The following is a 26,075-nucleotide window of genomic DNA, read 5'->3' as shown; positions in this document are numbered from 1 at the left end:
GGGGACGGCCGACCGGACGTGCCGGAGGGGCGGTACGGGATCCAGGAGATCCCGTACCGCCCCTCCGCCGGTCCTCGGCGCCTACAGCACCTTGGACAGGAACGCCTTCGTCCGGTCGTGCTGCGGGTTGGTCAGCACGTCGCGCGGGTTGCCCGACTCGACGACCACGCCGCCGTCCATGAAGACGAGGTTGTCGCCGACCTCGCGGGCGAAGCCCATCTCGTGGGTGACGACGATCATCGTCATGCCCGATTCGGCCAGGTCCCGCATGACGTCCAGCACGTCACCCACCAGCTCCGGGTCGAGCGCCGAGGTGGGCTCGTCGAAGAGCATCAGCTTGGGCTCCATGGCCAGCGCGCGGGCGATCGCCACGCGCTGCTGCTGGCCGCCGGAGAGCTGGGAGGGGTAGTTCCCGCCCTTGTCGCCCAGGCCCACCCGGTCGAGCAGCCGGACGGCGCGCTCGCGCGCCACCGCCTTGGACTCGCCCTTGACCATGACCGGGGCTTCCATGACGTTCTCGATGGCCGTCATGTGGGGGAAGAGGTTGAAGCGCTGGAAGACCATGCCGATGTCCCGGCGCTGGGCCGCGACCTCGCTGTCCTTCAGCTCGTAGAGCTTGTCGCCCTTCTGCTTGTAGCCCACCAGCCGGCCGTCGACCGACAGGCGGCCGGCGTTGATGCGCTCCAGGTGGTTGATGCAGCGCAGGAAGGTGGACTTGCCGGAGCCGGACGGGCCGACCAGGCAGAAGACCTCGCGCGGGGCGACCTCGAGGTCGATGCCGCGCAGGATGTGGGCGGCGCCGTAGGACTTGTGGACGCCTTCGGCCTTGACCATGGGCTGAGCGGTCTTGGCGGTCATCGCGCGACCTCCGTACGGCGGAACATGTTCAGGTTGGCCTTCAGGCGCTGGAACGGCGTCGGGGGCAGGCTGCGCGTGGAGCCACGGGCGTAGCGGCGCTCCAGGTAGTACTGGCCGACGCTGAAGACGCTGGTGAGCGCCAGGTACCAGATGGAGGCCACGAAGTACATCTCGATGATGGCGCCGGCGGTGTTGCCGATGTTCGACGAGGCCCGCAGGAGCTCGGTGAACTGGACCGCGGAGACCAGCGACGAGGTCTTGAGCATGTTGATGAACTCGTTGCCCGTCGGCGGGATGATCACCCGCATGGCCTGCGGCAGCACCACGCGGCGCATGGTCTGCAGCTGGGTCATGCCCAGGGCGTGCGAGGCCTCGGTCTGGCCCTCGTCGACGGACTGGATGCCGGCCCGGACGATCTCCGCCATGTACGCGCCCTCGTTCAGGCCGAGGCCCAGCAGGGCCACCATGAACGGGGTCATGACGTCGACGGTCTCGTTCTTGTAGATCGGACCGAGGTTGATGTACTCGAAGATCAGCGGGAGGCTGAACCACACCAGCAGCTGCACGTACACCGGGGTGCCGCGGAAGAACCAGATGTAGAGCCAGGCCACGAAGCTCGTCACCGGGTTCTTCGAGAGGCGCATCACCGCGAAGAGGATGCCGAGCAGCAGGCCCAGCAGCATCGAGGTGATGCTGATCAGGACGGTGTTGCCCAGGCCCTCGATGACCGAGGGGTCGAACAGCTTGTCGCCGACCGTCTTCCAGATGACCTTGCCCTGGGAGAAGGCGTAGACGAGCCAGCCCAGGAGGGCGGCGACGACGACGGCGCTGATCCAGCGGCCGTAGTGCCGGACGGGGATGGCCTTGATCGCCTCGTACGGGGTACCCGAGGCGCCGGGCCCGGCCGGGGAGGCGGCCGGACCCTTGTCGATCTTGTCAGTCACAATGACTGCCCTTCAGTGGAACGTTGAGTGGCGCGCGGGACCTACTGGCCGGCGTTGATCTTGGCCTCGGTGACGGCGCTGTCCTTGACGTTCCACTTCTCCAGGACCTTGGCGTAGGAGCCGTCCTTGATGATGGCGTCGAGGGCTTCCTTGATGGCGTCGCGCAGCTGGGTGTTGTCCTTGCTCACGCCGATGCCGAAGAGGCCGACGTCGCTCTGCTGGCCCGCGATCTCGAAGTCGTTGCCGCCGCCGGAGGTCTTCACCGCGTAGGCGGCCACCGGGTAGTCGTTCAGGTCGGCCACGGCGCCGCCCGCCTTCACGCGGGTCAGGGCCTCCTGGTCGGTGTCGAACGCCTGGATCGTGAGCTTCTTGTCGCCGCACTTCTCGGCCTGGGCCTTGAAGGCGTCCTCGTAGGTGGTGCCGCGCTGGACGGCCACGGACTTGCCGCACAGGTCGTCCATGGACTTGATGCCCTCGGGGTTGCCCTTCTTGACCAGCAGGGACAGACCGGAGCTGAAGTAGTCGACGAAGTCGACGCCCTTGCCGATCTTGTTGCCCTTGTCGTCCAGGCCCTCCTGGCGCTTCTTGTTGTCCGTGATGGACGACATGATCGCGTCCTGGCGGCCGGTCTCCAGCGAGGTGATCAGACCGTCGAAGGTGCCCGAGGTGAACTCGAACTTCACGCCGAGCTGCTTGCCCAGCGCCGCGGCGATGTCGGGGTCGATACCGACGATCTTGCCTCCGTCGGTGTATTCCATCGGGGCGTACGCGGCGTCCGTGCCGACCTTGACGACGCCCGCGTCCTGGATCTTCTTGGGCAGCTTGGAGTACAGCGGAGCGCTGCTGTCGGCCTTGGTCCCACTGGAAGAGGAGCTCTTGTCCGTCTGGTCGCCGCAGCCGGTGAGGATCAGGGCACCGGCGACCGCGATCGCGCCGACCGCGGCGATCCGGGACCGGGCGGCGGTCGTACGACGGGTGGTGCTAGCGGTCATGAGCTGGTTCCTCCGACAGGCGTGGAAAGGCATCGGATAGAGGTCGGGCACGCACCTTCGAGTGTCACGACCTGATGTGGTTGACGCATCTTGCCATTCGGACTGCCGCATTCAGGCAGTTCGTCAGGTCAAAATCGGATAACGGGTCCGCCGGGGTACCCAACATGCCTGCGGGATGGTGCTGCTGGGGCCGAAGTTTGTGCTGTGACCAGGGCTTTCAGCAGCAGTTTTTACGCCCTGTGCATGCTTCGTCTCGACTATTGGACACCCACCCTTGGACTTTTCGCCGAAACCTGGACAAGGGGCATAGGGTCGAGCAGGAATCGACTCGTCTGGGTGAGCGTTCTTCGGGTAGAACAGATCCTTACACCCCTCATCCGGGGCTCAGGGCGCGTGTGCGGCGCGCCCGCGCGTACGGACCTCCCTCCGCGGAGACGGGCCAACCGTCGAAGCGGAGCCTGGACGCGGTGCCCGCCCGCTCCTTAAGCAGGGGCGGCAACCCTCAATGATTCAAAGACCTAAGGGGTCACACGAAGTGGCAGCGGAGATCGTCAACCCTCGCAGCGACAGCGAGACGGAGAACAACCCGGACGCGGCCTTCGCGCTGCACCGCGGCGGCAAGATGGCCGTGCAGGCGACCGTCCCGGTCCGGGACAAGGACGACCTGTCCCTGGCGTACACGCCGGGTGTCGCGAAGGTCTGCAGCGCCATCGCCGAGCAGCCGGAGCTGGTCCACGACTACACCTGGAAGTCCAACGTCGTCGCCGTCGTCACCGACGGCACCGCCGTGCTCGGACTCGGTGACATCGGACCCGAGGCGTCCCTCCCGGTGATGGAGGGCAAGGCCATCCTGTTCAAGCAGTTCGGTGGCGTGGACGCGGTCCCGATCGCGCTCTCCACCAAGGACACCGACGAGATCATCGACACGGTCGCGCGGCTCGCGCCGTCCTTCGGCGGGGTGAACCTGGAGGACATCTCCGCCCCCCGCTGCTTCGAGATCGAGCGGCGCCTGCAGGAGCGCGTGGACATCCCGATCTTCCACGACGACCAGCACGGCACCGCGATCGTCACCCTGGCGGCCCTGCGCAACGCCGCCAAGCTCACCGGCCGCACCCTCGGCGACCTGCGCGCCGTGATCTCGGGCTCCGGCGCGGCGGGCATCGCCATCGCCAAGATCCTGGTCGACGCGGGCATCGGCGACGTGTGCGTCACCGACCGCAAGGGCGTCGTCTCGGCCGACCGTACGGACCTGACGGACGTCAAGGCCGAGATCGCGGGCCTGACGAACAGGACCGGCCTCACCGGCTCCCTGGAGCAGGCCCTGGCCGGCGCCGACGTGTTCATCGGCGTCTCCGGCGGCACCGTGGCCGAGGAGGCGGTGGCCACCATGGCGCAGAACGCGTTCGTGTTCGCCATGGCCAACCCGAACCCGGAGGTCCACCCGGACGTCGCGCACAAGTACGCGGCGGTCGTGGCCACCGGCCGGTCGGACTTCCCGAACCAGATCAACAACGTGCTCGCGTTCCCGGGCATCTTCGCGGGCGCCCTGAAGGTCCGCGCCTCCCGGATCACCGAGAACATGAAGATCGCCGCGGCCGACGCCATCGCGGGCGTCATCGCCGACGAGGAGCTCGCCGCCGACTACGTGATCCCGTCGCCGTTCGACGAGCGCGTGGCCGAGGCCGTCACCGCGGCGGTCGCCGCAGCGGCCCGCGAGGACGGCGTGGCCCGCCGCCCGTAACACCTTGCAACCCAGGCCCGGCCGGACCCCTCCGGCCGGGCCTGACTGCTGTCCGGGGGCTGGACGGGGGCTGTGGAGTGCCTCTCGTGCATTCGTACGGCGGGAGATCCGAGGGGAGCACCTGGGGCGCCTGGGGCACCTGGGGAGGGGAAGGAGGGCAATGCGACGAAAACCTCACCCCCGCGAAGGCCCGGGGCTCTGGAACGCACTGCTACCGAGCGGTAGCGTCGCCGCATGTTCGCTGCCTACGCCGCCCGAATCGACCGTGACCAGCCGCTGAGCGGCCTTGAGCTGGGCGAGCGCCCGGCCCCCGAGGCGCGCCCCGGCTGGGTGACCGTGAACGTCAAGGCCGCCTCCCTCAACCATCACGACCTGTGGTCGCTGCGCGGGGTCGGCCTCGGTGAGGACAAGCTCCCGATGATCCTCGGCTGCGACGCCGCCGGGATCGACCAGGACGGCAACGAGGTCGTCCTGCACTCCGTGATCGGCCAGTCGGGTCACGGGGTCGGCCCGGACGAGCCCCGCTCGATCCTGACCGAGCGCTACCAGGGCACGTTCGCCGAGCAGGTGACCGTACCGGCCTGGAACGTGCTGCCCAAGCCGGCCGGGCTGTCGTTCGAGGAGGCCGCCTGCCTGCCGACCGCGTGGCTGACGGCGTACCGGATGCTGTTCACCAACGCCGGCGTCCGTCCGGGTGACTCGGTGCTCGTGCAGGGCGCGGGCGGCGGGGTCGCGACGGCCGCGATCGCGCTGGGGCGCGCCGCCGGCCTGAAGGTCTTCGCCACCAGCCGGGACGAGGCCAAGCGCAAGCGGGCGGTGGAGCTGGGCGCGGTGGACGCGTTCGAGCCGGGGGCGCGGCTGCCGCACCGGGTGGACGCGGTGATCGAGACGGTCGGCGCGGCCACCTGGTCGCACTCGATCAAGTCGCTGCGCCCCGGCGGCACGCTGGTCATCTCCGGCGCGACGAGCGGCGACCGCCCGGCCCACGCCGAACTGACCCGGATCTTCTTCCTGGAGCTGAAGGTGGTCGGCTCCACGATGGGCACCAAGGACGAGCTGGAGGACCTCCTGTCCTTCTGCCAGACCACGGGCGTGCGCCCGATCATCGACGAGGTCCTCCCCCTGGACCGCGCCCGCGAGGGCTTCGCAAAACTGGCGTCGGGCGACCTGTTCGGCAAGGTCGTCCTGACGCCCTGACACTCCCCGCCACGCGGCCGCACACCGAAGCCCCTGCAACGCCCGTGCCGGGCGTTGCAGGGGCTTCGGCGTTCCGACGCGGCGCGCAGGGCCCGCCCGACTACGGCCGGGGAACGACGAAACCCCGCACCGGCTGCTTCAGGCGTGCCCGGGCGGCAGCGGCAAGGGTGTCCGCGGTGACGTCCCGACGGACAGGGTGTGCCGCGGCACACCGAGCCGGTCGGCCCAGGAGGTCCCGTAGCGGTCGTCACGCGTCAGGGTCTCGCCCGCGTCCAGCACTACGGTACGGATCCCCCGGCCGGCCTACGGCCCGAACGCTCGAAAACGCCCCCCTCCCAGCCGTGGGCGAGAGGGGGGCGTCGTCGTCGTGCGGTGGGTCAGTTCCCGCGGTGGAAGGTGCGGGTCACCTCGGTGATCGTGCGGGAGAGGTGGGTGTGGATCTCCGTGAGTTGGGGGGCCGAGAGGCCGTGGTCGCGGGCCGTGTCGCGGATCTCGTCGCGGAAGCGGTCCAGCAGGCGGTCCAGGTCGCGGGCCGGGTCGGCCGTGCGGGGCAGGTCCGTGGCCCACGGGGGGACCGGTGCTCCTGCCGTCGCGCTGTCGGGACGGGCCGAGCCGGCCTCGGTGGGGACCGGGCCGCCGGCGGGGCCGGCCTGGCCGGCGGTCGGCGGGGCCGTGGTGGCGTTCGCCCGGCCGGCCTCGGTCGGAGGCGCCGGGGGCGGGGTGCCCAGCCAGGTGCCCAGGCGGTCCGTGATGTCCGACAGGCCTGCCGCCATGCCGGTCATGCCGGACTTCGTGAACTGGTCCTGGAGGTGGCGGGCCATGCGCTGGACCTCCTCGCGGGCCCGGTCCTGGGCCTCCTTCGCCTGGCGGCGGGCCGTCTGGGCCTCCTCGCGGGCGCGGCGGCTCTCGTCCTTGGCGCGGCGGGCCTGCTCCTTCCACTCCTGCTTGGCGCGGCGCAGTTCCTCCTTGGCCGCCTGCCAGGACTCGCCCTCCACGTGCGTCTGCGAGGCCGAGGCGGCCGCGCGCATCTCGCGGCGCAGGTCGCCGGCCGCCCCCTTGACGTCGGCGCGGATCTCGGCGGCGAGTTCCGAGACCGAGTCGCGGATCTCCAGCTCCAGGTCGGCGAGCTCGCCGCTGCGGTCGGCCAGTTCGGCGCGGCCCGCGTCGGTGATCGAGTAGACCTTGCGCCCGCCCTCACTGGCGTGGGTGACCAGGCCCTCGGCCTCCAGCTTCGACAGCCGCGGGTAGACCGTGCCCGCCGAGGGCGCGTACAGGCCCTGGAAGCGTTCCTCCAGGAGGCGGATCACCTCGTAGCCGTGGCGGGGGGCCTCGTCGAGCAGCTTGAGCAGGTACAGGCGGAGGCGGCCGTGGGCGAAGACGGGCGGCATGTCAGAGCACCTTCTTGTCGGAGCGGTCCAGCGCGTGCGGGGCGGCCTCGTCCGGGTCGTGGGGGCGGCGCAGCAGGGCGATGCCTCCGGAGACGGTGGTGGCCCGCAGGGTGCCCGTGCCCGAGCCCAGGGTGCCGGTGATCCGCTTGGCGCCCATCTGCCCCGAGACCCGCAGGTCCTCGAAGGCGTTGGAGATGCCGCCGCTGGCGGTGTTGGCCTCGACCCGGGCGTCCGTGGGCTGCGGCAGCCGGATCGCGACCTCTCCGGAGACGGAGTTCAGGGCGATGTCGACCGGTTTGGTGAGGGCCGGTCCGAGGCCGGCGCCGAGGTCGAGGAGCATGTCGCCGCTGACCGAGTCGGCCCGTACGCTCACGCCCGCGCCGTCCACGACGGTCAGGCCGCCGGAGACGGAGTGGAAGCCCAGCTCGCCGGTGACCGCCTGGGCCTCGACGCTGCCGGAGACGGTGCGGGCCTTGATCCGGCCGGACAGCCGCACCAGGGTGGTGTCGCCGGAGACCCCGGCGACCTGGGCGTCGCCGGTGATGCCGGAGACGAAGGCGGTGGCGCTGACGGTGGCGAGCTGCACCCGGGTGGCGGCCGGCACGGTGACGGTGACGACGGCGCTGCGCTCCCAGGCCTTGCGGCCGCCGCCGTACGAACGCCACTTGGTCCACGGCTTGCTCTCCAGCCAGCCGCTGAAGGTCTGGGCGCCGTTCCAGGGCAGGTCCTCGTAGGAGACGGTGAGGGTGTCGCCGTCCTGGACGACCTGCAGCGGGTGGCCGTCGGTCTCGGTGACCTCCAGGCGGGCCGGGCCTTCCTCGGAGGCGACCACGTTGACCGTGCCGCCGACGATCCGGATGCGCAGCTCGGCCACCGGTTCCTCGAAGGACAGCTTCCGGGGGCTGTCGACCGACCACACGGACTGCTCTGCCATGGCTGATCCTCCTGGGTCCTCGCCACGCAACATATCGCGATCTGCCTATCGCGTCTCTCTACGACACGATATATCGCGGATTCGCGAAGTCAAGTGCGGTCGCGATACAGCGCGAGATCGGAAAGCCGGGCGGAGCGATGGGTTCCGGCCGCCGCGACCGTGCCGGAAGACAGCGGTCCGTACGGCGGAATCAGGCCGATTCCAGCAACGGGCTGCCGACCCGGCGCAGCCAGGCCCGATAGGCCGGGGTCCGCAGGGCCGCCTCGCGGTAGGCCTCGCGCAGGTCCTCGTAGGCCTCGGCGTGGGCGCCGGGGCGGGTGGCCAGCAGCAACCGGACGGCCAGGGGGTCGCCGTGCAGGGGGCGGACCGCCATGTCGGGGCGGGGGCCGGACGTCGGCTGGTAGGGCGCGACCGCCTCGCCGGAGACGATGAGCGTGGCGGCGGTGTGGTAGTCGGCGTGGAGCAACGGCGGGTCGAGTCCGGCGTCCGCGAGGACACGGCGCAGGCCGTCCCACTCGCCGTCGACGGACGGGTCCACCATCCAGCGGTCGGCGGCCAGTTCGTGCAGGTGGACGACGTCGTTACGGGCCGCCGGATGCTCCGGGGACATGGAGACGAACTGCGGTTCGCGCTCCATCAGCACCCGGACCTGGAGGCCCTCGGGCACCCGTAACGGGAAGCCCTCCACCTCGTGCACGAAGGCCATGTCGAGCTGCCCGGCCGCCACCATCCGCAGCAGTGCGTTGGCGGAGACGTCCACGACCAGGGTGGTCTCGGTGTCGGGGAGCCGGCGGTGCAGCCGGCGCAGCCAGCCCGGCAGGGCGGGGCTGGCCGTCGAGCCGATGCGCAGCCGGGGCCCGCGGGCCTGGGCGCGGGCCTCGGCGACCAGCGCGTCCATCTCTGCGAGCAGCGGGCGGGCGCGGCCCAGGACGGTCCGGCCGAAGGGGGTGGGGCGGCAGCCGGTGCGCTCGCGCAGGAACAGCTCCCCCTCCAGCGCGCGTTCGATCCGGCGCAGCTGGGTCGTCAGCGAGGGCTGGCTCACGCCGAGCTGTCGCGCCGCCTTGTGCAGACTGCCGGCGTCGGCGATGGCGCACAGGGCGCGAAGATGCCGCACTTCGAGCTCCATGGGCCGAAGGGTAGTTCGACCCCGATGGGCCGCACCAGCCACCGAGATCCCCTCAAATCCCGCCATTCTCCTGAGCGTCGGCCGCCCGAAACCTTCTGATAGCCCGGCGTTATCGGGCGTTGGCATCATCCGGCGGGCCCGGCGGCTCCCGCACACTCCGGTACCGGAACGCACCACCCCCCACACCGGAAAGCAGGATCTTCCATGCGCAATCCCCGAACGGCCGTACTGGCCGGCGCACTTGGCCTGGGTCTCGCCGCCGCCCTGGGCATCGCACCCGTCGCGGGCGCCGCTCCCGTCCCCGCCGGGAACGCCGTCACGTACGCCGCCTACGCGTCCTCGCAGGAGAACGCCGACAACAACCAGGCCTTCTTCGAGGCCGTGCAGCGCGCGGTCGCCCAGGAGCGGGCCAAGACTCCCGGCGCCCTCGCGGTCACCGTCACCTACAACACCCGCAACGCGCCCAGCTTCCGTACCCAGATAGCCCGTTCCACCCAGATCTGGAACAGCTCGGTCTCCAACGTCAAGCTCCAGGAGGTGTCCTCGGGCGGCAGCTTCTCGTACTACGAGGGCAACGACTCGCGGGGTTCGTACGCGAGCACGGACGGCCACGGCCGGGGCTACATCTTCCTGGACTACCGCCAGAACCAGCAGTACAACTCCACCCGCGTGACGGCCCACGAGACGGGCCACGTGCTCGGGCTGCCCGACCACTACTCCGGTCCGTGCAGCGAGCTGATGTCGGGCGGCGGCCCCGGCACCTCCTGCCAGAACGCCCAGCCGAACGCGACGGAGCGGGCCCGGGTGGACCAGCTCTGGCGCAACGGTCTGGCCGCGCAGAACTGAGGCCCGGCCGTCCCGGCGTCGGTCCGGTGACGGTCAGGCCTGCGACGGCTCGTGGGCGGGGCAGTCCGGGTTCCGGCAGGGACCGGGGACCCACTCGGGCACGAAGACGCCGAGGGCCTTGCGCCGCTTGATCACCGTCTCCACGGGGCGGCCGCATTCCGGGCAGTGCGCGATCTCGCGCCCGGCCTGGGCCGCGGTCGTCCCGTGGTCGTGCTGTTCATGACCGGTCATACCTCCACGGTAAGCCGGTTCCGGCCGGACGGCCGGGATGCAGGCGGCCGGGATGCAGGCGGCCGGGATGCAGGCGGCCGGGATGCGGACGGCCGGGATGCGGGCGGGCCGCCAGGGAGCTAGCCAGGGGGCGGCCGGACGCCCGGGGTGGCGGCTCAGCCGCGCGGCTTGCGCCACATGGGCCACATCAGCGGCCCGTCCGGGAGCTGCACGGCGGTGCCGGTGAACTCCCAGCCCAGCCGCTCGTACAGCCGCATGCTCCGCTCCGAGCTGGCCTCCAGGTACGCCGGCACGCCCTCGCGGTCGCAGCGCTCCAGCACCGGCCGCATCAGCTCCGTGCCGAGGCCCTCGCCCTGCCGGCCCGGCCGGACCGCGATCATCAGCAGGTACTCGTGCTCCTCCGCGGTCGGGTGGACCTCGCCGGTGAGCCGGCCGACCAGCTCGCAGCGCTCGTTGTCCGGGTCCGCGGCCGCGCGCATCCGGGCCGGCACCTCGTCCTCGCCCTCCGGCTCGCCGGCCGGGATCCGCAGCCACAGGGCCGCCGCGGAGCCGTCGGCGGCGTAGTCGATCCGGCCCTCCTCCAGGGCGACGTCGACGAAGACCCCGAGGAACTTTCCGTGCACCGCGCGCCGGTGGGCCGGGTCGGGGAAGACCCAGGTGCTCACCGGGTCGTCCTGGAAGGTCTCGTCCAGCAGGGCCGCCACCGCGTCCCGGTCCGCCTGCCCCGCCGTGCGTATCTCCAGCCCCACGGAAATCACCCTTCGCAGATGTGTCAACGACCTTGGGCGATCCTAGAGTTGGGCCGCACATGCGGAAAGGCCTGTTCCGGCACGTCACGTGCCGGAACAGGCCTTGCGCGTCCCCGGGCGGGCACCCCCGCGCCGAGTCACCGCGTCCGGCGCGTCACGAACTCCGCCAGCGCCAGCAGGCCGCCCGCCGCGGCGAGGTCCGGCACCGCCCGGGCGAGCTGCTGCACCGCCCGGCCCATCCGGTCCGCGGCGTGGGCCTGCGCCCAGTCGCGGCCGCCGGCCCGGTCCACGGCCTCGGCCGCCCGGCGTACGTCGTCCCCGGTCATGGGGCCGGCGTACAGGGCCGCGAGTTCCTCGCCGGCCGCGGTGCCCGAGGTGAGGGCGGCCACGACGGGGAGGGACTTCTTCCGGGCGATCAGGTCGGCACCGGCGGGCTTGCCGGTGTGCTCGGGGTCGCCCCAGATGCCGAGCAGGTCGTCGATCAGCTGGAAGGCGAGCCCGGCCTCCCGCCCGAAGGCGTCCATCGCGTCGACCTCGTCCGGGCCGGCCCCGGCGTACAGGGCGCCCATCGCGCACGCGCACCCGAGCAGCGCCCCGGTCTTGGCCACGGCCATGGTCAGGCACTCGTCGAGCGGGACCTGCGGCCGTTCCTCGAAGGCGCAGTCGGCCTGCTGTCCGGCGCACAGCTCGACGATGCAGGCCGACAGCCGGGCGGAGGCGGCCGCCGAGGCCGGGTGCGGGTCCTCGGCCAGGAGCTGCTGGGCCAGGGACATCATCGCGTCCCCGGTGATGATGGCGTCGGGGATGCCGAAGACCGTCCACGCGGTGGCCCGGCCCCGCCGGCGTACGTCCTCGTCGATGACGTCGTCGTGGAGCAGCGTGAAGTTGTGGGCCAGCTCCACGGCGACCGCGGCCGGCAGGGCGTCCTCCGGCCGGCCGCCCAGCGCCCGGGCCGCGGCGAGCACCAGGGCAGGGCGGATGGCCTTGCCCGCCAGGCCCTCGGCCGGGCTGCCGTCGGCGTTCTGCCAGCCGAAGTGGTACCGCGCCACCCGGCCCATCGGGCCGGGCAGGCGGTCGACGGTGCGGCGCAGCTGCGGGTGGACCGTTTCTCTGGTGTGGTCGAGGAGGGCCGCGGCCTCCCGGCCCTCCCCGGTCGCCACGGCGTTCAGCGCCAACGGCCGATCTCCACGTTCTCCAGCACGCCGAGCGCGTCCGGGACCAGGACGGCGGCCGAGAAGTAGGCGGTGACGAGGTAGGAGATGATCGCCTGCTCGTTGATGCCCATGAAGCGGCAGGACAGGCTCGGCTCCAGCTCGTCGGGCAGGCCCGGCTGGTGCAGGCCGATCACCCCCTGGTCCTGCTCGCCGGTGCGCATGCAGAGGATGGAGGTGGTGCGGGCGTCGCTGATCGGGATCTTGTCGCACGGGAAGATCGGCACCCCGCGCCAGGCCGTGACCCGGGTGCCGGCGACATCGACGGTCTCGGGGTAGAGCCCGCGCTTGTTGCACTCGCGGCCGAAGGCGGCGATGGCCTTGGGATGGGCGAGGAAGAGCTTGGAGTCGCGCCGCATGCTCAGCAGGGCGTCGAAGTCGTCCGGGCTGGGGACGCCGTCGTGCGGCTGGATGCGCTGGTCGTAGTCCGCGTTGTGGAGCAGGCCGAACTCACGGTTGTTGACCATCTCGTGTTCCTGGCGCTCGCGCAGCGCCTCGACCGTGAGCCGCAACTGCTGCTCGGTCTGGTTCATCGGCTGGTTGTAGAGGTCGGCGACGCGGGTGTGCACCCGCAGGACCGTTTGTGCAATGGAGAGTTCGTACTCGCGCGGGCTGGCCTCGTAGTCCACGAACGTGCCGGGCAGCACGGGCTCGCCGACATGGCCGGCGGAGAGGTCGATGGCGGCCTCGCCGTAGGCGTTGGTGCTGCGGTCGCCGTGCGCCCGGGCCCGCTCCACATGGGCGCGCAGGGAGTCGACGCGGTCGGCGAGGAGCTGGAAGTCCCGCCGGGTGAGGACCAGCGCGGTGCCGGAGGTGGCGGCGCGGGCGGTGTACTCCCAGATGGCCTCCTCGTCGGCGAGGATGTCCTCGCCGAAGTACGCGCCGTCGGCGACGGTGCGCAGCACGGCGTCGTCGCCGTACGGGCCGGGGCCGATCTGGTCGATGCGGCCGTGGGCCAGCAGGAAGACCTGGTCGGCGGGGCTGCCGAAGGAGGTGAGCTCCTGGCCGGCCGCGAAGTCGATCTGCGAGCAGCGCTGGGCGAGCTCGGTGAGCACGTCGAGGTCCTCGTAGTCGCGCAGCAGCGGCAGTTCGCCGAGCTCCGCGGGGATGACCTGGACCTGGTCCCCGGTCTTGACGAAGGTCACGCGGCCGTCGCCGACCGTGTAGCTCAGCCGCCGGTTCACCCGGTACGTGCCACCCTGCACCGACACCCAAGGGAGCATCCGCAGCAGCCACCGGGAGGTGATCTCCTGCATCTGGGGCGCGGACTTGGTGGTGGTTGCCAAGTTCCGCGCGGCCGAGGTCGCGAGACTGCGCTGCGGCGTGGTGACCTCGGGTTCGGAACCTGCCTGGACCGACATGGAATTCCCTTTCGACAGCCATGGGATCTGCGGTGGCAGCCTTGCAGGGCGCAACGTGACGGGGCCATTACACAAAAGGGTGGGACTACTCCGGCGGTTCGTGGGCACTGTCTGGGGTCACTTGCACCCCGCAAGCCGCCGATCGGCGCACGGGTTTCGGCCATCCGGCCTAACTTGCACCGCAGATGCAAGTTTCCGTACGCTGCCGCCATGCGGCTCACCCGATTCACCGACCTGGCCCTGCGCGTCCTGATGCGCCTGGCCGTCGAGGAGACGGACCTGCCCACCACCCGCGAGGTCGCGCAGACCATGCAGGTCCCGTACACGCACACCGCCAAGGTGGTGGCCAGGCTCCAGCACCTCGGCCTGGTCGAGGCCCGGCGCGGCCGTGGCGGCGGGCTCACCCTCACCTCCGCCGGGCGGGCGGCGTCCATCGGCGGACTGGTCCGCGAACTGGAGGGCGCCGGCGACGTCGTGGAGTGCGAGGGCGCCACCCCGTGCCCGCTGCGCTCGGCCTGCGTCCTGCGCGGCGCACTGCGCCGGGCCCAGGAGGCCTTCTTCGCCTCGCTGGACCCGCTGACCGTGAACGAGCTGGTGGCGGCGCCGACCGGGCCGCTGCTCCTGGGCCTCGGCACCGGGCCGGGGAGGCCGACGGGGTAGCCGGCGCGAAGGGGCCCCGACCACCGCCCGGAATGGCTGGTTCCGGTCACCCCCGCCCTCCGGATTTCCCGGCACCCGCACACACGTGCCCGCTGCCCAGCCGCCCACACCCCACCACCCGCGCCCAAAAATACTCATCTCAGATACCAATTAAAGGAGCCCAGATGCTGTCCGAGAAGTCGACCGCGACCGTCCGCGCCACCCTGCCCGCCGTCGGGGCCGCCCTCGGTGACATCACCGACCTCTTCTACCGCAAGCTCTTCGCCGCCCACCCGGAGCTGCTGCGCGACCTGTTCAACCGTGGCAACCAGGCCGCCGGCCTGCAGAAGCAGGCCCTCGCCGGTTCCGTCGCGGCCTTCGCGACGTACCTGGTCGAGCACCCCGGGACCCGCCCCGACGTGATGCTGGAGCGCATCGCGCACAAGCACGCCTCCCTCGGCGTCACCCGCGCGCAGTACCCGATCGTCCACCGCCACCTGTTCGCGGCCGTCGCGGAGGTGCTCGGCGACGCCGTCACGCCCGAGGTGGCCGAGGCGTGGGACGAGGTGTACTGGCTCATGGCGAACGCCCTGATCACGATCGAGGAGCGCCTCTACGCCGCCCAGCAGGTGGCCGCGGGCGACGTCTGGCGCACCTGGCAGGTGCTCGACCGGACCGAGGAGACCGCCGACTGCGCCACCTTCCGGCTGGTCCCGGCGGACGGCGCCCCGGCCCCGGCCTTCCGGCCCGGGCAGTACGTCTCCGTCCAGGTCGAACTCGCCGACGGCGCCCGCCAGATCCGCCAGTACAGCCTGTCCTGCGCGCCCGGCTCCCCGGTCCGGACGATCACCGTCAAGCGGGTGGACGGCACGGCCGGCGGCGGGCCCGACGGCGAGGTCTCCCACCACCTGCACGAGCGGGTCCGCCCCGGCGACACCCTGCGCGTCTCGGCCCCGTACGGCGACCTGGTCCTCGCCGACACGTCCGCACCGCTGCTGCTGGCCTCGGCGGGGATCGGCTGCACCCCGATGCTGTCGATGCTGGACCACCTGGCCGGGACGGGGCACCGCGCGCCGGTCACGGTGATCCACGGGGACCGCTCCCCCGCCGACCACGCGCTGCGCGGCGAGCACCGGGCGCTGACGCGGAAGCTGGCGGACGCGGAGGCCCTGTTCTGGTACGAGGAGGGCGCCTCGGAGGAGGACCGCACCGGCCTCGTGGACCTCACGGCGGTCCCGCTGGCCCCGGGCACCCGCGCGTACCTGTGCGGCCCGCTCCCCTTCATGCGGGCGGTGCGCGAGCAGCTGCTCGCCCGGGGCGTACCGGCGGCGCACATCCACTACGAGGTGTTCGGGCCGGACCTGTGGCTGGCCGGCACGTCGTGACGTTGCGCAGCGGATCGGTCACTGTCCGAATGGGCTCGCTCGTCGTACGAACGCGCTGGCCCGGAGGAAACGGCTCCGCTACACGGTGAGTACGAGGCGGCCGCGTGAGGCGGACGTCGCGCACCGCAAAGGAGGCGGCCATGGCCGCACCCATGTCCGCGGACCGATTCATCGAGGCACTGCGGGACGAGGGGCTGACCGTCGTCGAGGTGGGCGCCTGGCGCACCCACAACCGCAATCACAAGGGGCCGTGGGGGCCCGTGCACGGCGTGATGATCCACCACACCGCCAGCCGGGGCAGCGAGGGCACCGTACGGATCTGCCGCGAGGGCTACGAGGGGCTCCCCGGTCCGCTGTGCCACGGCGTGATCACCAAGGACGGCCGGGTCCACCTGGTCGGCTACGGCCGCGCCAACCACGCCGGGCTGGGCGACCACGACGTCCTCGCGGCCGTCATCGCCGAGCGGCCCCTGCCCCCGGACGACCGGGCCGACACCGACGGCAACCGCCACTTCTACGGCTTCGAGTGCGAGAACCTCGGCGACGGCAAGGACCCCTGGCCGGCGGTCCAGCTCGACGCCATGGCCCGGGCGGCGGCCGCGCTGTGCCGGGTGCACCACTGGACGCACCGCTCGGTGATCGGCCACCGGGAGTGGCAGCCCGGCAAGGTCGACCCGAGGGGCTTCACGATGCCCTGGCTGCGCGAACGTATCCGCGACCGGCTGGAGTGACACGTCCGGCACGGTCGATTATCGGCCGTTCTCTGCCGGTCTCCGGACACCCCGGGACGGACGGGGGCGCCCCACAATGGAGGGGTGAACGACCCCGTCGACCGTGACCTCCTGCTCCAGCCGCGCCCGCCCTCCCCCGTCCAGGAGGTACGGGACGAACGGTTCGCCCGGTACGGGGTGCGGCTGGTGCTCAAACGGGACGACCTCGTGCACCCGCAAATGCCCGGGAACAAATGGCGCAAGCTCGCGCCCAATCTGCGGATCGCCTCGGCCCGCGGGGCGGCGGAGCTGGTGACCTTCGGCGGGGCCTACTCCAACCACCTGCGGGCCACCGCCGCCGCGGGGCGGCTGCTGCGGATCCCCACGGTCGGGGTGGTGCGCGGGGAGGAGTTGGCCTCGCGGCCGCTCAACGCCTCGCTCGCGCGGTGCGCGGCCGACGGGATGCGGCTGCACTTCGTGCCCCGCTCGGTCTACCGGCGCAAGGCCGAACCCGCCGTGCTGGCCCGGCTGCTGGCCGAGGCCGGGGCGCAGGGCGCGTACGTCGTGCCCGAGGGCGGGAGCAACGCCGCCGCCCTGACCGGCTGCGCCGAGCTGGGGCGGGAACTGCGCGGGACGGCGGACGTGGTGGCGGTGGCCTGCGGCACCGGGGGCACGCTGGCCGGGCTCGCCGCCGGGCTGGCGGCCGGGCAGCGGGCGCTGGGCGTACCGGTGCTGGAGGGCGGCTTCCTGGCGGCGGAGATACGTTCCCTCCAGTGCGCCGCGTTCGGCGCCCCCCTCGACAACTGGGAGCTCGCCGAGGGCCACGCCTGGGGCGGCTACGCCCGGGTGCCGGCGGAGCTGGAGGCTTTCGCCGCGGACTTCGAGCAGCGGCACCAGGTGCCCGTCGAGCGGATCTACGTGGCCAAGCTGCTGCACGCCCTCACCTCCCTCACGACCGCCGGCCGCTTCCGCCCCGGCTCGACCGTCACGGCCGTGGTCACCGGCCGCCCGGACCCGGAGCCGGCCCCGGCCGCCTGACCGAAGCCGCCCCGGCCGCCCGGCCGAAGCCGCCCGGGCGCGGCCGCCCGAGGCCGGCCGGCTAGCCGCGGCGGTTCACCTCGCACCTCCCGTCCTTGCAGGTCCGCTCCAGCCGGCCCGCCGAGACGGTCTCCACGAGGCCCATCACCCAGCACATCGGACAGCCGCGCAGGGCGATCAGGCCGGCCGGGGCGAGCAGCAGGCTCACCGGGCCGGCGACCGGCAGCAGGGCCAGGGATCCGGCGAGCGCGCCGAACCCCACGGCTCCGCGGGCCAGGTGGCGCCGCAGGGAGGCCGGCGGACGGACGGCGGACGGGGTGGGGCCGGTCACCGGCGTCGGGTCAGGTGTCATCGTGGCTCCCCCTCGTGGCGGCCGGTTCCTCGTGCAGGGCCTCGCGCAGCGCCGCGCGGGCCCGGTGCAGGCGGGACTTCATCGCGGCCGTGCTCAGCCCGAGCAGGTCGGCGACCGTGCGGCCCGGCAGGCCCTGGACGTCCCGCATGACCAGCACCCGCCGCTGGTCGTCGGGCAGGGCGGCGACGGCGGCCGCGACGCGCTCGGCCTCCAGGCGCAGCAGGGCGCGCTCCTCGGCGGAGGGCGCGGTGTCGCCGGGCCCGCCGCCCGGCCCGCCCGGCCCCTCGGCCGGTGCCCGGTGGAGCAGGCCCCGGGTGCGGCGCAGGCATTCGTTGCGGACGATCCGGAACATCCACGACGCCAGCGCCCCGGAGGCCCGCAGCGTGCCGATCTTCCGGTAGAGGATGATCAGCGCCTCCTGGGCGGCGTCCTCGGCGTCCTGCGGGCTGGCGCACAGGGTGTGCGCGAACCGCTGCACGTGCGGGGACGAGCCGTGCACCAGCGCGGTGAGCGCCTCGACGTCGCCGTGCTGCGCGGCGGCGACCAGGGTCGCACCGGGCCACGTACGGTCAGCCACGCTGCCGCCTCCGGCGGCGCAGCAGGGTCACGGTGCAGGCGCACAGCAGCAGCGCGGCGGCCGCGCCGGCGATGACGACGGTGGTCATGGGGTCCTCCTGAAGGGGGTGACGGGCGGACGGGCTCGTCCGCACCCCCATGAGAGGCACGACGGCCCCGAAAGGATTCGCCTACGCGGTCTCCTCCCGGTAGGCCGCCGCCTCCTCCAGGTCCAGGCGGCGCAGCAGGACGCGGAGCATCTCGTCGTCGATGCGGCGGCGGTCCCGCAGGGTCACGAAGACCTCGCGTTCGGCCTCGATCATCTCCCGGGCGAGCCGGCGGTAGATGTCGTCCGCCGACTCGCCGGTGACCGGGTTGACCTCGCCCAGCCGTTCCCACACCGCGTTGCGGCGCCGCTCCAGCACGCCCCGCAGCCGGTCCGTCAGCGGGGGCGGCAGGGCGTTGGCGGGGTCCTCCAGGAGTTCGGCCAGGCGCTCCTCGGCCGCCCGGGAGGCCTCGCTCTGGGCCTGGGCCTCGGCCAGGGTCTCGGCCCGGACGTCCCGCGGGGGCAGCTTCAGGGCGCGGATCAGCGGGGGCAGGGTCAGGCCCTGGACCACCAGGGTGGCGATGACGGTGGAGAAGGTGAGCAGCAGGATCAGGTTGCGGTGGGGCACCTGCATGGGGATCGAGAAGGCGATGGCCAGCGAGACCACGCCGCGCATCCCGGCCCAGCCGACGATCACCGGCGACTTCCAGTTGGTGTCCGGCTCCCGCTCGCGGATCCGTGCGGACAGCCACCGCGGCACGAAGGTCGCCGGGAACACCCACACGTACCGGGCGACCACCACGACCAGGAACACCGCCACCGCGTACCAGACCGTGTGCAGCCCCTCGTACTCGTCCAGCCCGCGCAGCACGACCGGGAGCTGGAGGCCGATCAGGGCGAAGACGACCGACTCCAGCAGGAAGGCGATCATCTTCCACACGGCCGCCTCCTGCAGCCGCGTGGCGAAGTCCACCTGCCAGCTGCGGTGTCCCAGGTAGAGGGCCACGACGACGACGGCCAGCACGCCCGAGGCGTGCAGCCGCTCGGCCACCGCGTACGCGACGAACGGGATCAGCAGCGAGAGGGTGTTCTGCAGCAGGGGTTCGCGCAGCCGGGTGCGCAGCTGGTGGATCGGCACCATCAGCACCAGGCCCACGCCGACGCCGCCGACCGAGGCCAGCAGGAACTCGGCGACCCCGCCGGCCCAGCCGACGCCCTCGCCGATCACGGCCGCCAGCGCCACCTTGTAGGCGGTGATCGCGGTGGCGTCGTTGACCAGGGACTCCCCCTGGAGGATGGTCGTGATCCGCGGCGGCAGCCCGAGCCGGCGGGCGATGGCGGTGGCGGCGACGGCGTCCGGCGGGGCGATCACCGCGCCCAGCACCAGCGCCACCGTCAGCGACAGGCCCGGCACGAGCAGGTAGGTCACGTAGCCGACGACCACGGTCGCGAAGAGCACGTAGCCGACGGACAGCAGCGCGACCGGCCGTACGTTCGCCCGCAGGTCGAGGTACGAGGAGTCCACCGCGGCCGTGTAGAGGAGGGGCGGCAGCAGCAGCGGGAGCACCACGTGCGGGTCGAGCGCGTACGGGGGCACCCCCGGCACGTACGCGGCGATCAGCCCCACGGCGACGAGGAGCAGCGGGGCCGGGACCGGCGTGCGCCGGGCCAGGCCCGCCACGGCGGCGCTCCCCGCCACCAGGGCCACCAGCGGCAATACCTCCATCGAAGATCCATTTCTGCTCGTCGGACGCGCCCTGACTGCGTACGCTGGCCATCATGAGCGAGTGCACGCATGTTCCCGAACTGCCGCGCCCCGAACCTGTCCCGCGTGCCCTGACCTGCCCGGAATGTCAGGAGCTGGGCAGCCATCCGGTGCAGCTGCGGATGTGCCTGTGGTGCGGGTACGTGGGCTGCTGCGACTCCTCGCCGCACCGGCACGCCACGGCCCACTACCACGACACCGGCCATCCGATGATGCGGAGTTTCGAGCCCGGGGAGACCTGGCGCTGGTGTTTTGTCGATGCCTCGATCGTCTGAGGTTCGATCGCGCGCGGCGGGGTAGTTCAACCCTCCGCCGGTTCCCCTGATTTGGGCCCGCAGACCCCTAGCCACTGTGCGTACCCATGGGCTTACCATCAGTCACTGGCCGTGGGGCGGGGCTGTCTCATGGGGTGCCGCGACACGATCGCCCGGATCGCGATAGCGTCACCGGCGAACAGAGCTCGTACCACCTTGGAGGTGAGGGTGTCCCAGATCGCAGGCGAGCCCGGGACCCAGGACTTCGTCGAAGTCCGGCTGCCGGCCGCGGGTGCCTACCTGTCGGTGCTGCGAACGGCCACCGCCGGACTCGCGGCCCGGTTGGACTTCACCCTCGACGAGATCGAGGACCTGCGCATCGCGGTGGACGAGGCGTGCGCGATCCTGCTGCAGCAGGCCGTTCCCGGCTCCGTCCTCAGCTGTGTGTTCCGGCTGGTGGACGATTCGCTGGAGGTGACCGTCTCGGCACCGACCACCGACGGCAGGGCCCCGGAGCGTGACACGTTCGCGTGGACGGTCCTGTCGGCGCTGGCCGGCAAGGTCGACTCCCATGTGGAGGAGGACCGTACGGTCAGCATCAGCCTCTACAAACAGCGCGGCGCGGGACCCGGACCGGCGTGAGCGGCGGGGACACCCCGGTGCGGGGCATGGGGGTACCCCCGGACGACGTCCGGGGCCGGCCCCGGGTACGGCACGAGGTCGACGGCGGCATTCCGGTTCAGCCCGCCCGGCCGCACCCGGCCGACACGGATGCGGAAGACGGCTTTTCGGACTCGGCGGAGCGACGGGCGGGCCCTATGAGCGACAACCAGCAGGACCGACACGACCTACCACCCACCCCACCCACGGGGGCGGGCGACCCGCGCGACCGCAGTGGTGCGCGGGCGCTCTTCGTCGAGCTGCGGGCGCTGCCCGAGGGCTCGCCGGAGCGGGCCGAGCTGCGCAACAAGCTGGTCCGGATGCACCTGCCGCTGGTCGAGCACCTGGCCCGGCGGTTCCGCAACCGGGGCGAGCCGCTGGACGACCTCACCCAGGTCGCCACGATCGGCCTGATCAAGTCGGTCGACCGGTTCGACCCGGACCGTGGGGTCGAGTTCTCGACGTACGCCACCCCGACGGTGGTCGGCGAGATCAAGCGGCACTTCCGGGACAAGGGCTGGGCGGTCCGGGTGCCCCGGCGGCTCCAGGAGCTGCGGCTGTCGCTGACCACGGCGACGGCCGAGCTGTCCCAGCAGCACGGGCGCTCGCCCACGGTGCACGAGCTGGCGGAGCGGCTGGGGATCTCCGAGGAGGAGGTGCTGGAGGGGCTCGAGTCGGCCAACGCCTACAGCACGCTCTCCCTGGACGTGCCGGACACCGACGACGAGTCGCCGGCGGTCGCGGACACCCTGGGCGCGGAGGACGAGGCGCTGGAGGGCGTCGAGTACCGCGAGTCGCTCAAGCCGCTGCTGGAGGGGCTGCCCCCGCGGGAGAAGCGGATCCTGCTGCTTCGCTTCTTCGGCAACATGACCCAGTCGCAGATCGCGCAGGAGGTCGGCATCTCCCAGATGCACGTCTCCCGCCTGCTGGCCCGCACCCTGGCCCAGCTCCGGGACAAGCTGCTGGTCGAGGAGTAGGGGCGTTACGCCGCCGGGCCGATCCCCAGGGCCCGGGTCGCGGTCGGGTTCACCAGCAGGGCCACGACCGCCACGGCGGCCAGGGCCAGGGCGACGGCGGCGGCGATCATGGCGCCGCCGGTGGTCCACAGGGTCCATGCCACCGGCAGCGCCATGAGCTGGGTGATCAGCGCCGGGCCGCGGCTCCAGCGGCGGCCCAGGCGCAGCCCGCGCGCGGCGACCAGCGGCAGGGCGGCGAGCGCGAGCAGGGTGACGCCGCCGGTCTCGGCCTGCTGCGGGGAGTCCGGGTGGCCGGCGACACCGACGTAGAGCATGTAGATCCCGAGCCCGGCCAGCGCGAGGCCCTCCAGGGCGGTGAGCACGGCGGCGCCGGTCAGCCGCCGGGGCAGGGCCGCGGACGTGCTGGACGGGGCGGGCTCGGCGGGGGTCTCGGTGCGCTGCTTCTTCGTCACCCCAGCAGGGTAGCCCCGGCCGCCCGGGCGGCGGCGGGAGCGGTCGGGCGGGGTAGGTAGGCTGGCGTTCATGCGTGCACTCCTCGTGGCCAACCCAGCAGCGACCACCACCAGTGCGCGCACGCGCGACGTCCTGATCCACGCCCTGGCCAGCGAGATGAAGCTGGAGGCGGTCACCACCGAGTACCGCGGGCACGCGCGGGACCTGGGCCGCAAGGCCGCGGAGAGTGACGACATCGAGCTGGTCGTGGCGCTGGGCGGCGACGGCACGGTCAACGAGGTCGTCAACGGCCTCCTGCACGAGGGGCCCGATCCGGACCGGCTGCCCCGGCTGGCCGTGGTGCCCGGCGGTTCCACCAATGTCTTCGCGCGCGCCCTGGGGCTGCCCAACGACGCGGTCGAGGCGACCGGCGCCCTGCTGGACGCGCTGCGCGAGCGCCGCGAGCGGACGGTGGGGCTGGGCCTGGCGGCCGGCGTCCCCGGCTCGGAGGACGAGGCGGTCCCGGCACGCTGGTTCACCTTCTGCGCGGGCTTCGGCTTCGACGCGGGCGTGGTCGGCCGGGTCGAGCAGCAGCGGGAAAAGGGGAAGCGTTCCACGCACGCGCTGTACGTGCGCCAGCTCGTACGCCAGTTCCTGGAGGAGCCCAATCGGCGGCACGGAACGGTCACGCTGGAACGACCTGGCGCAGAACCCGTCCACGATCTTGTGCTTTCGATAGTGTGCAACACGTCACCTTGGACGTATCTCGGGAACCGCCCGCTGTACGCCTCCCCGGAGGCCTCTTTCGACACCGCACTTGACGTGCTGGCGCTCAGCCGTTTGTCAACTCCGGCTGCCGCGCGCTACGCGACACAGCTCCTGACCTCGACTCCTGAGCGCGGTCCGCACGGCAAGCATGCGGTGTCCCTGCACGATCTGACGGACTTCACCTTGCATTCGAAGGTTCCTCTTCCGTTCCAGATGGACGGAGACCACCTCGGTCTGCGCACCAGCGTTCAGTTCACAGGCGTTCGCCGTGCACTGCGTGTGATTGTGTGAGTGGAAGAGCCTAAAGTCCTTTCAGTCGAACGTTTAGGCGCCGCCCCACCCCCACGAAGTACGGCTGTGACCTACTCGACACCGAAGAATCAAAAAAAACTTTCCGGAAGGGGTTGTATCCCCGTCCGAGGTTTGCGAATCTCTATGTGGCGATCGGGACAGCCCGCAGAACCCGGCACCCATGACCGCCAGAACCCCTTCCACGAATCGGACCGCACCAGGGCCCACCTGGGCGTCGGCCCTTCCCTCGTGAAGGGATTCGTGAAAGCGTTCACATTCACAAGCAACCTGCCCGCAATACAAGGAGATGGAGCAGCCATGGACTGGCGTCACAACGCCGTTTGCCGCGAGGAAGACCCCGAGCTCTTCTTCCCCATCGGCAACACCGGTCCTGCGCTGCTGCAGATCGAGGAAGCCAAGGCCGTCTGCCGCCGCTGCCCCGTCATGGAGCAGTGCCTGCAGTGGGCGCTCGAGTCCGGCCAGGACTCCGGCGTCTGGGGCGGCCTCAGCGAGGACGAGCGCCGCGCCATGAAGCGCCGCGCCGCTCGCAACCGGGCGCGCAACGCCAGCGCCTGACATCGACTTGCACCGCCTCGAACGCAGCGCGTAGCACCCCCTCAGCGCTCAGCAACGTGCTCTTGAGCCCCGGGCCGATCACCCTTCGGTCCGGGGCTCAGTGCTGTTGCGGGCCGGCGCCCGAGCCCCTTGACCACTCTGTGTGACCGCCGACGGCGGCGGTCGGTCACTTGAGCGGGCTGGCCGGGACGTCGAGGACGACCTTCGTTCCGCCGGACTCCCCGGCCACCATGTCGAAGGTGCCGCCCAGCTCCCCCACCACCAGCGTGCGGACGATCTGCAGGCCCAGGTTGCCGGCCCGCTGCGGGTCGAAGCCCTCGGGCAGTCCGCGGCCGTCGTCCACGATGGTGATCAGCAGCCGGGTGTCGTCGCGCCGGGTGCCGCTGCGCGCCGCCGACACCTCCACCGTGCCCCGCTCCCCCGGGGCGAACGCGTGCTCCAGGGCGTTCTGCAGGATCTCGGTCAGCACCATCGACAGGGGCGTGGCCACCTCGGCGTCCAGGATGCCGAACCGGCCCAGGCGCCGGCAGTCCACCTTGCCCGGGGAGATCTCGGCGACCATCGCGATGACCCGGTCGGCGATGTCGTCGAACTCCACCCGCTCGTCCAGGTTCTGGGACAGCGTCTCGTGGACGATCGCGATCGAACCCACCCTGCGGACGGCCTCGTTGAGCGCCTCGCGCCCCTGGTCGGAGTCCATCCGGCGGGCCTGGAGGCGCAGCAGGGCGGCCACCGTCTGGAGGTTGTTCTTCACCCGGTGGTGGATCTCCCGGATCGTGGCGTCCTTGGTGATCAACTCGCGTTCGCGGCGCCGCAGTTCGGTGACGTCACGGCAGAGCACCAGTGAACCGATGCGGGTCCCCTTGGGCTTGAGCGGGATCGCGCGCAACTGGATGACCCCACCGTTGCCCTCGACCTCGGTCTCCCGCGGGGCCCAGCCGCTGGCGAGCTTGACCAGGGCCTCGTCCACCGGGCCGCGGCTGGGCGCCAGGTCGGCGGTGATGGTGCCCAGGTGCTGGCCCACCAGGTCGGAGGCGAGGCCGAGGCGGTGGTAGGCGGACAGGGCGTTCGGCGACGCGTACGTCACGACCCCGTCGGCGTCGAGCCGGATCAGCCCGTCACCGACGCGCGGGGAGGCGTCCATGTCGACCTGCTGGCCGGGGAAGGGGAAGGCGCCCGCCGCGATCATCTGGGCCAGGTCGGAGGCGGACTGGAGGTAGGTGAGCTCCAGCCGGCTCGGGGTGCGGACGGTGAGCAGGTTGGTGTTGCGGGCGATCACCCCGAGCACCCGCCCCTCGCGCCGTACGGGGATCGACTCGACCCGCACCGGCACCTCCTCGCGCCACTCCGGATCGCCCTCGCGCACGATCCGGCCCTCGTCCAGGGCCGCGTCGAGCAGCGGCCGCCGGCCGCGCGGCACCAGGTGGCCGACCATGTCGTCCTGGTACGAGGTGGGGCCGGTGTTGGGCCGCATCTGGGCGACCGAGACGTACCGGGTGCCGTCGAGGGTGGGCACCCACAGCACGAGGTCCGCGAAGGAGAGGTCGGAGAGCAGCTGCCACTCCGACACCAGCATGTGCAACCACTCCAGGTCGGTGTCACTGAGAGCGGTGTGCTGGCGTACGAGGTCGTTCATGGAGGGCACGTGTGCGAGGGTACCCCGGCCACGGGCGACGACTTTCCTCCCGGGAATACCCATCAGTACCCTCGGCCGCGTACTGTTGGAGGAAGCCACGGGTGAGACGTACCCGCGCTTGGATGGACAGAACCAATTGGTCTAGTCCAGAATAACCGTACGACCAAAAATGCCGAGGGATGCAAGACTGGTCGGTACGAGACTTCCGCCCTCCCCGCACAGGAGGGCGGACGAGGGAGCCGCGCGCTCTGCCCTGACCGCGCAGGCCCCTCCCGCCGGCCGCCGGGACCGCACACCCGCCGGCCGAAGTACTCCGGGTCGCGGTGCCGGACGGGTTGAGGGTCCCGTCCCGGCACCGTGGCCCAGAGGAAGGGGGTCGCGCGACGAGACGTGCCCCCGCCGCTGCCCTCCTG

Annotated in this window: 27 protein-coding genes and 1 pseudogene; 12 read left to right on the top strand and 16 right to left on the bottom strand. The window is 72.0% G+C overall.

Annotation, left to right across the window (positions count from 1 at the left end; all coding sequences use genetic code 11):
• Window positions 1-81: 81 nt before the first annotated feature.
• From EF918_RS13800 to EF918_RS13790, 3 genes are read right to left on the bottom strand one after another with little or no spacing between them, the layout of a single operon-like run.
• Window positions 82-858: an amino acid ABC transporter ATP-binding protein gene (locus tag EF918_RS13800; RefSeq protein ID WP_125645334.1), complete on the bottom strand. Its 777-nt coding sequence runs from the start codon at window positions 856-858 to the stop codon at window positions 82-84.
• Window positions 855-1,802 carry an amino acid ABC transporter permease gene (locus EF918_RS13795; protein ID WP_125645332.1) on the bottom strand — a complete coding sequence of 316 codons (948 nt, stop codon included), beginning with the start codon at window positions 1,800-1,802 and terminating at the stop codon, window positions 855-857. The genes EF918_RS13800 and EF918_RS13795 overlap by 4 nt, the downstream gene beginning before the upstream one ends.
• 41 nt (window positions 1,803-1,843) lie before the next feature.
• Complete coding sequence (locus tag EF918_RS13790; protein ID WP_125645330.1) at window positions 1,844-2,794, bottom strand: ABC transporter substrate-binding protein; 951 nt, start codon at window positions 2,792-2,794, stop codon at window positions 1,844-1,846.
• A gap of 535 nt (window positions 2,795-3,329) precedes the next feature.
• On the opposite strand from EF918_RS13790, the gene EF918_RS13785 reads away from it, so the two are divergent.
• The gene (locus tag EF918_RS13785; RefSeq protein ID WP_125645328.1) at window positions 3,330-4,535 is read left to right on the top strand and encodes an NADP-dependent malic enzyme; all 1,206 of its coding nucleotides are present in this window, start codon (window positions 3,330-3,332) and stop codon (window positions 4,533-4,535) included.
• A gap of 234 nt (window positions 4,536-4,769) precedes the next feature.
• Window positions 4,770-5,732 carry a zinc-binding dehydrogenase gene (locus EF918_RS13780; protein ID WP_125645326.1) on the top strand — a complete coding sequence of 321 codons (963 nt, stop codon included), beginning with the start codon at window positions 4,770-4,772 and terminating at the stop codon, window positions 5,730-5,732.
• A 189-nt stretch (window positions 5,733-5,921) separates the two neighbouring features.
• On the opposite strand, the pseudogene EF918_RS38145 reads toward EF918_RS13780, so the two are convergent.
• The 4 genes and pseudogenes from EF918_RS38145 to EF918_RS13760 all read right to left on the bottom strand — a co-directional run.
• A pseudogene (locus tag EF918_RS38145) lies at window positions 5,922-6,023 on the bottom strand (HAD family hydrolase); the annotation flags it as partial.
• An 86-nt stretch (window positions 6,024-6,109) separates the two neighbouring features.
• Window positions 6,110-7,120, bottom strand: a complete 1,011-nt coding sequence (locus tag EF918_RS13770) for a PadR family transcriptional regulator (protein WP_125645324.1) — start codon at window positions 7,118-7,120, stop codon at window positions 6,110-6,112.
• Between the two features lies 1 nt (window position 7,121).
• A complete protein-coding gene (locus tag EF918_RS13765; RefSeq protein ID WP_125645322.1) occupies window positions 7,122-8,054 on the bottom strand; it encodes a DUF4097 family beta strand repeat-containing protein in 933 nt (310 codons plus the stop codon).
• Window positions 8,055-8,244: 190 nt separating this feature from the next.
• Window positions 8,245-9,180 (bottom strand): LysR family transcriptional regulator, encoded by a 936-nt coding sequence (locus tag EF918_RS13760; RefSeq protein ID WP_125645320.1) that lies wholly within the window; start codon window positions 9,178-9,180, stop codon window positions 8,245-8,247.
• Between the two features lie 204 nt (window positions 9,181-9,384).
• Here EF918_RS13760 and snpA point away from each other — a divergent pair, with 204 nt between their 5' ends.
• A complete protein-coding gene (gene snpA / locus EF918_RS13755; protein WP_125645318.1) occupies window positions 9,385-10,026 on the top strand; it encodes a snapalysin in 642 nt (213 codons plus the stop codon).
• Window positions 10,027-10,059: 33 nt separating this feature from the next.
• Here the strand turns inward: snpA and EF918_RS13750 are convergent, their stop codons facing one another.
• The 4 genes from EF918_RS13750 to EF918_RS13735 form a co-directional block, all read right to left on the bottom strand.
• On the bottom strand, window positions 10,060-10,257 hold the full coding sequence (locus EF918_RS13750; RefSeq protein ID WP_125645316.1) for a hypothetical protein: 198 nt from the start codon (window positions 10,255-10,257) through the stop codon (window positions 10,060-10,062).
• A 155-nt stretch (window positions 10,258-10,412) separates the two neighbouring features.
• On the bottom strand, window positions 10,413-11,006 hold the full coding sequence (locus EF918_RS13745) for a GNAT family N-acetyltransferase (protein ID WP_125645314.1): 594 nt from the start codon (window positions 11,004-11,006) through the stop codon (window positions 10,413-10,415).
• A 137-nt stretch (window positions 11,007-11,143) separates the two neighbouring features.
• Window positions 11,144-12,181, bottom strand: coding sequence for a family 2 encapsulin nanocompartment cargo protein polyprenyl transferase (locus EF918_RS13740; protein ID WP_260610167.1), 1,038 nt, complete (start codon window positions 12,179-12,181; stop codon window positions 11,144-11,146).
• Entirely contained in the window at window positions 12,172-13,578 is a 1,407-nt protein-coding gene (locus EF918_RS13735; RefSeq protein WP_125645312.1) for a family 2B encapsulin nanocompartment shell protein, read from the bottom strand. Before EF918_RS13735 ends, EF918_RS13740 begins: the two co-directional genes overlap by 10 nt.
• A 210-nt stretch (window positions 13,579-13,788) precedes the next feature.
• Between EF918_RS13735 and EF918_RS13730 the strand changes: the two genes are divergently transcribed.
• The 4 genes from EF918_RS13730 to EF918_RS13715 all read left to right on the top strand — a co-directional run bounded on the left by EF918_RS13730 (window position 13,789) and on the right by EF918_RS13715 (window position 17,350).
• Window positions 13,789-14,238: an Rrf2 family transcriptional regulator gene (locus EF918_RS13730; RefSeq protein ID WP_125645310.1), complete on the top strand. Its 450-nt coding sequence runs from the start codon at window positions 13,789-13,791 to the stop codon at window positions 14,236-14,238.
• 164 nt (window positions 14,239-14,402) lie between these two features.
• Complete coding sequence (locus EF918_RS13725; protein WP_125645308.1) at window positions 14,403-15,602, top strand: globin domain-containing protein; 1,200 nt, start codon at window positions 14,403-14,405, stop codon at window positions 15,600-15,602.
• A gap of 140 nt (window positions 15,603-15,742) precedes the next feature.
• Window positions 15,743-16,333 carry an N-acetylmuramoyl-L-alanine amidase gene (locus EF918_RS13720; RefSeq protein WP_185921742.1) on the top strand — a complete coding sequence of 197 codons (591 nt, stop codon included), beginning with the start codon at window positions 15,743-15,745 and terminating at the stop codon, window positions 16,331-16,333.
• Between the two features lie 84 nt (window positions 16,334-16,417).
• Complete coding sequence (locus EF918_RS13715) at window positions 16,418-17,350, top strand: 1-aminocyclopropane-1-carboxylate deaminase/D-cysteine desulfhydrase (RefSeq protein ID WP_125645306.1); 933 nt, start codon at window positions 16,418-16,420, stop codon at window positions 17,348-17,350.
• 61 nt (window positions 17,351-17,411) lie between these two features.
• On the opposite strand, the gene EF918_RS13710 is transcribed toward EF918_RS13715, so the two are convergent.
• The 3 genes from EF918_RS13710 to EF918_RS13700 all read right to left on the bottom strand — a co-directional run bounded on the left by EF918_RS13710 (window position 17,412) and on the right by EF918_RS13700 (window position 20,029).
• On the bottom strand, window positions 17,412-17,702 hold the full coding sequence (locus EF918_RS13710; RefSeq protein WP_125645302.1) for a hypothetical protein: 291 nt from the start codon (window positions 17,700-17,702) through the stop codon (window positions 17,412-17,414).
• The gene (locus EF918_RS13705) at window positions 17,692-18,279 is read right to left on the bottom strand and encodes an RNA polymerase sigma factor (RefSeq protein WP_125645300.1); all 588 of its coding nucleotides are present in this window, start codon (window positions 18,277-18,279) and stop codon (window positions 17,692-17,694) included. The genes EF918_RS13710 and EF918_RS13705 overlap by 11 nt, the downstream gene beginning before the upstream one ends.
• A 169-nt stretch (window positions 18,280-18,448) precedes the next feature.
• Window positions 18,449-20,029 carry a Na+/H+ antiporter gene (locus EF918_RS13700; RefSeq protein ID WP_125645298.1) on the bottom strand — a complete coding sequence of 527 codons (1,581 nt, stop codon included), beginning with the start codon at window positions 20,027-20,029 and terminating at the stop codon, window positions 18,449-18,451.
• Window positions 20,030-20,082: 53 nt separating this feature from the next.
• Here EF918_RS13700 and EF918_RS13695 point away from each other — a divergent pair, with 53 nt between their 5' ends.
• From EF918_RS13695 to EF918_RS13685, 3 genes are all read left to right on the top strand, one after another.
• Window positions 20,083-20,343 (top strand): UBP-type zinc finger domain-containing protein, encoded by a 261-nt coding sequence (locus EF918_RS13695; protein ID WP_125645296.1) that lies wholly within the window; start codon window positions 20,083-20,085, stop codon window positions 20,341-20,343.
• A 207-nt stretch (window positions 20,344-20,550) separates the two neighbouring features.
• Window positions 20,551-20,964, top strand: a complete 414-nt coding sequence (locus EF918_RS13690; protein WP_125645294.1) for an anti-sigma regulatory factor — start codon at window positions 20,551-20,553, stop codon at window positions 20,962-20,964.
• A 26-nt stretch (window positions 20,965-20,990) separates the two neighbouring features.
• Window positions 20,991-21,959 carry an RNA polymerase sigma factor SigF gene (locus EF918_RS13685; RefSeq protein WP_125645292.1) on the top strand — a complete coding sequence of 323 codons (969 nt, stop codon included), beginning with the start codon at window positions 20,991-20,993 and terminating at the stop codon, window positions 21,957-21,959.
• Between the two features lie 5 nt (window positions 21,960-21,964).
• Here EF918_RS13685 and EF918_RS13680 read toward each other — a convergent pair whose 3' ends face one another.
• A complete protein-coding gene (locus tag EF918_RS13680; RefSeq protein ID WP_125645290.1) occupies window positions 21,965-22,411 on the bottom strand; it encodes a hypothetical protein in 447 nt (148 codons plus the stop codon).
• Window positions 22,412-22,481: 70 nt separating this feature from the next.
• Between EF918_RS13680 and EF918_RS13675 the strand changes: the two genes are divergently transcribed.
• A complete protein-coding gene (locus tag EF918_RS13675; RefSeq protein ID WP_125645288.1) occupies window positions 22,482-23,450 on the top strand; it encodes a diacylglycerol kinase family protein in 969 nt (322 codons plus the stop codon).
• Window positions 23,451-23,768: 318 nt separating this feature from the next.
• A complete protein-coding gene (locus EF918_RS13670; protein ID WP_003953983.1) occupies window positions 23,769-24,026 on the top strand; it encodes a WhiB family transcriptional regulator in 258 nt (85 codons plus the stop codon).
• Window positions 24,027-24,192: 166 nt separating this feature from the next.
• Here the strand turns inward: EF918_RS13670 and EF918_RS13665 are convergent, their stop codons facing one another.
• Window positions 24,193-25,662 (bottom strand): sensor histidine kinase, encoded by a 1,470-nt coding sequence (locus tag EF918_RS13665; RefSeq protein ID WP_125645336.1) that lies wholly within the window; start codon window positions 25,660-25,662, stop codon window positions 24,193-24,195.
• Window positions 25,663-26,075: the final 413 nt, after the last annotated feature.

Origin of the sequence: Streptomyces sp. WAC06614, assembly GCF_003949795.1 — a bacterium.
Taxonomy (GTDB): Bacteria; Actinomycetota; Actinomycetes; order Streptomycetales; family Streptomycetaceae; genus Streptomyces.
This window is presented reverse-complemented; position numbering and strand designations above follow the sequence as displayed.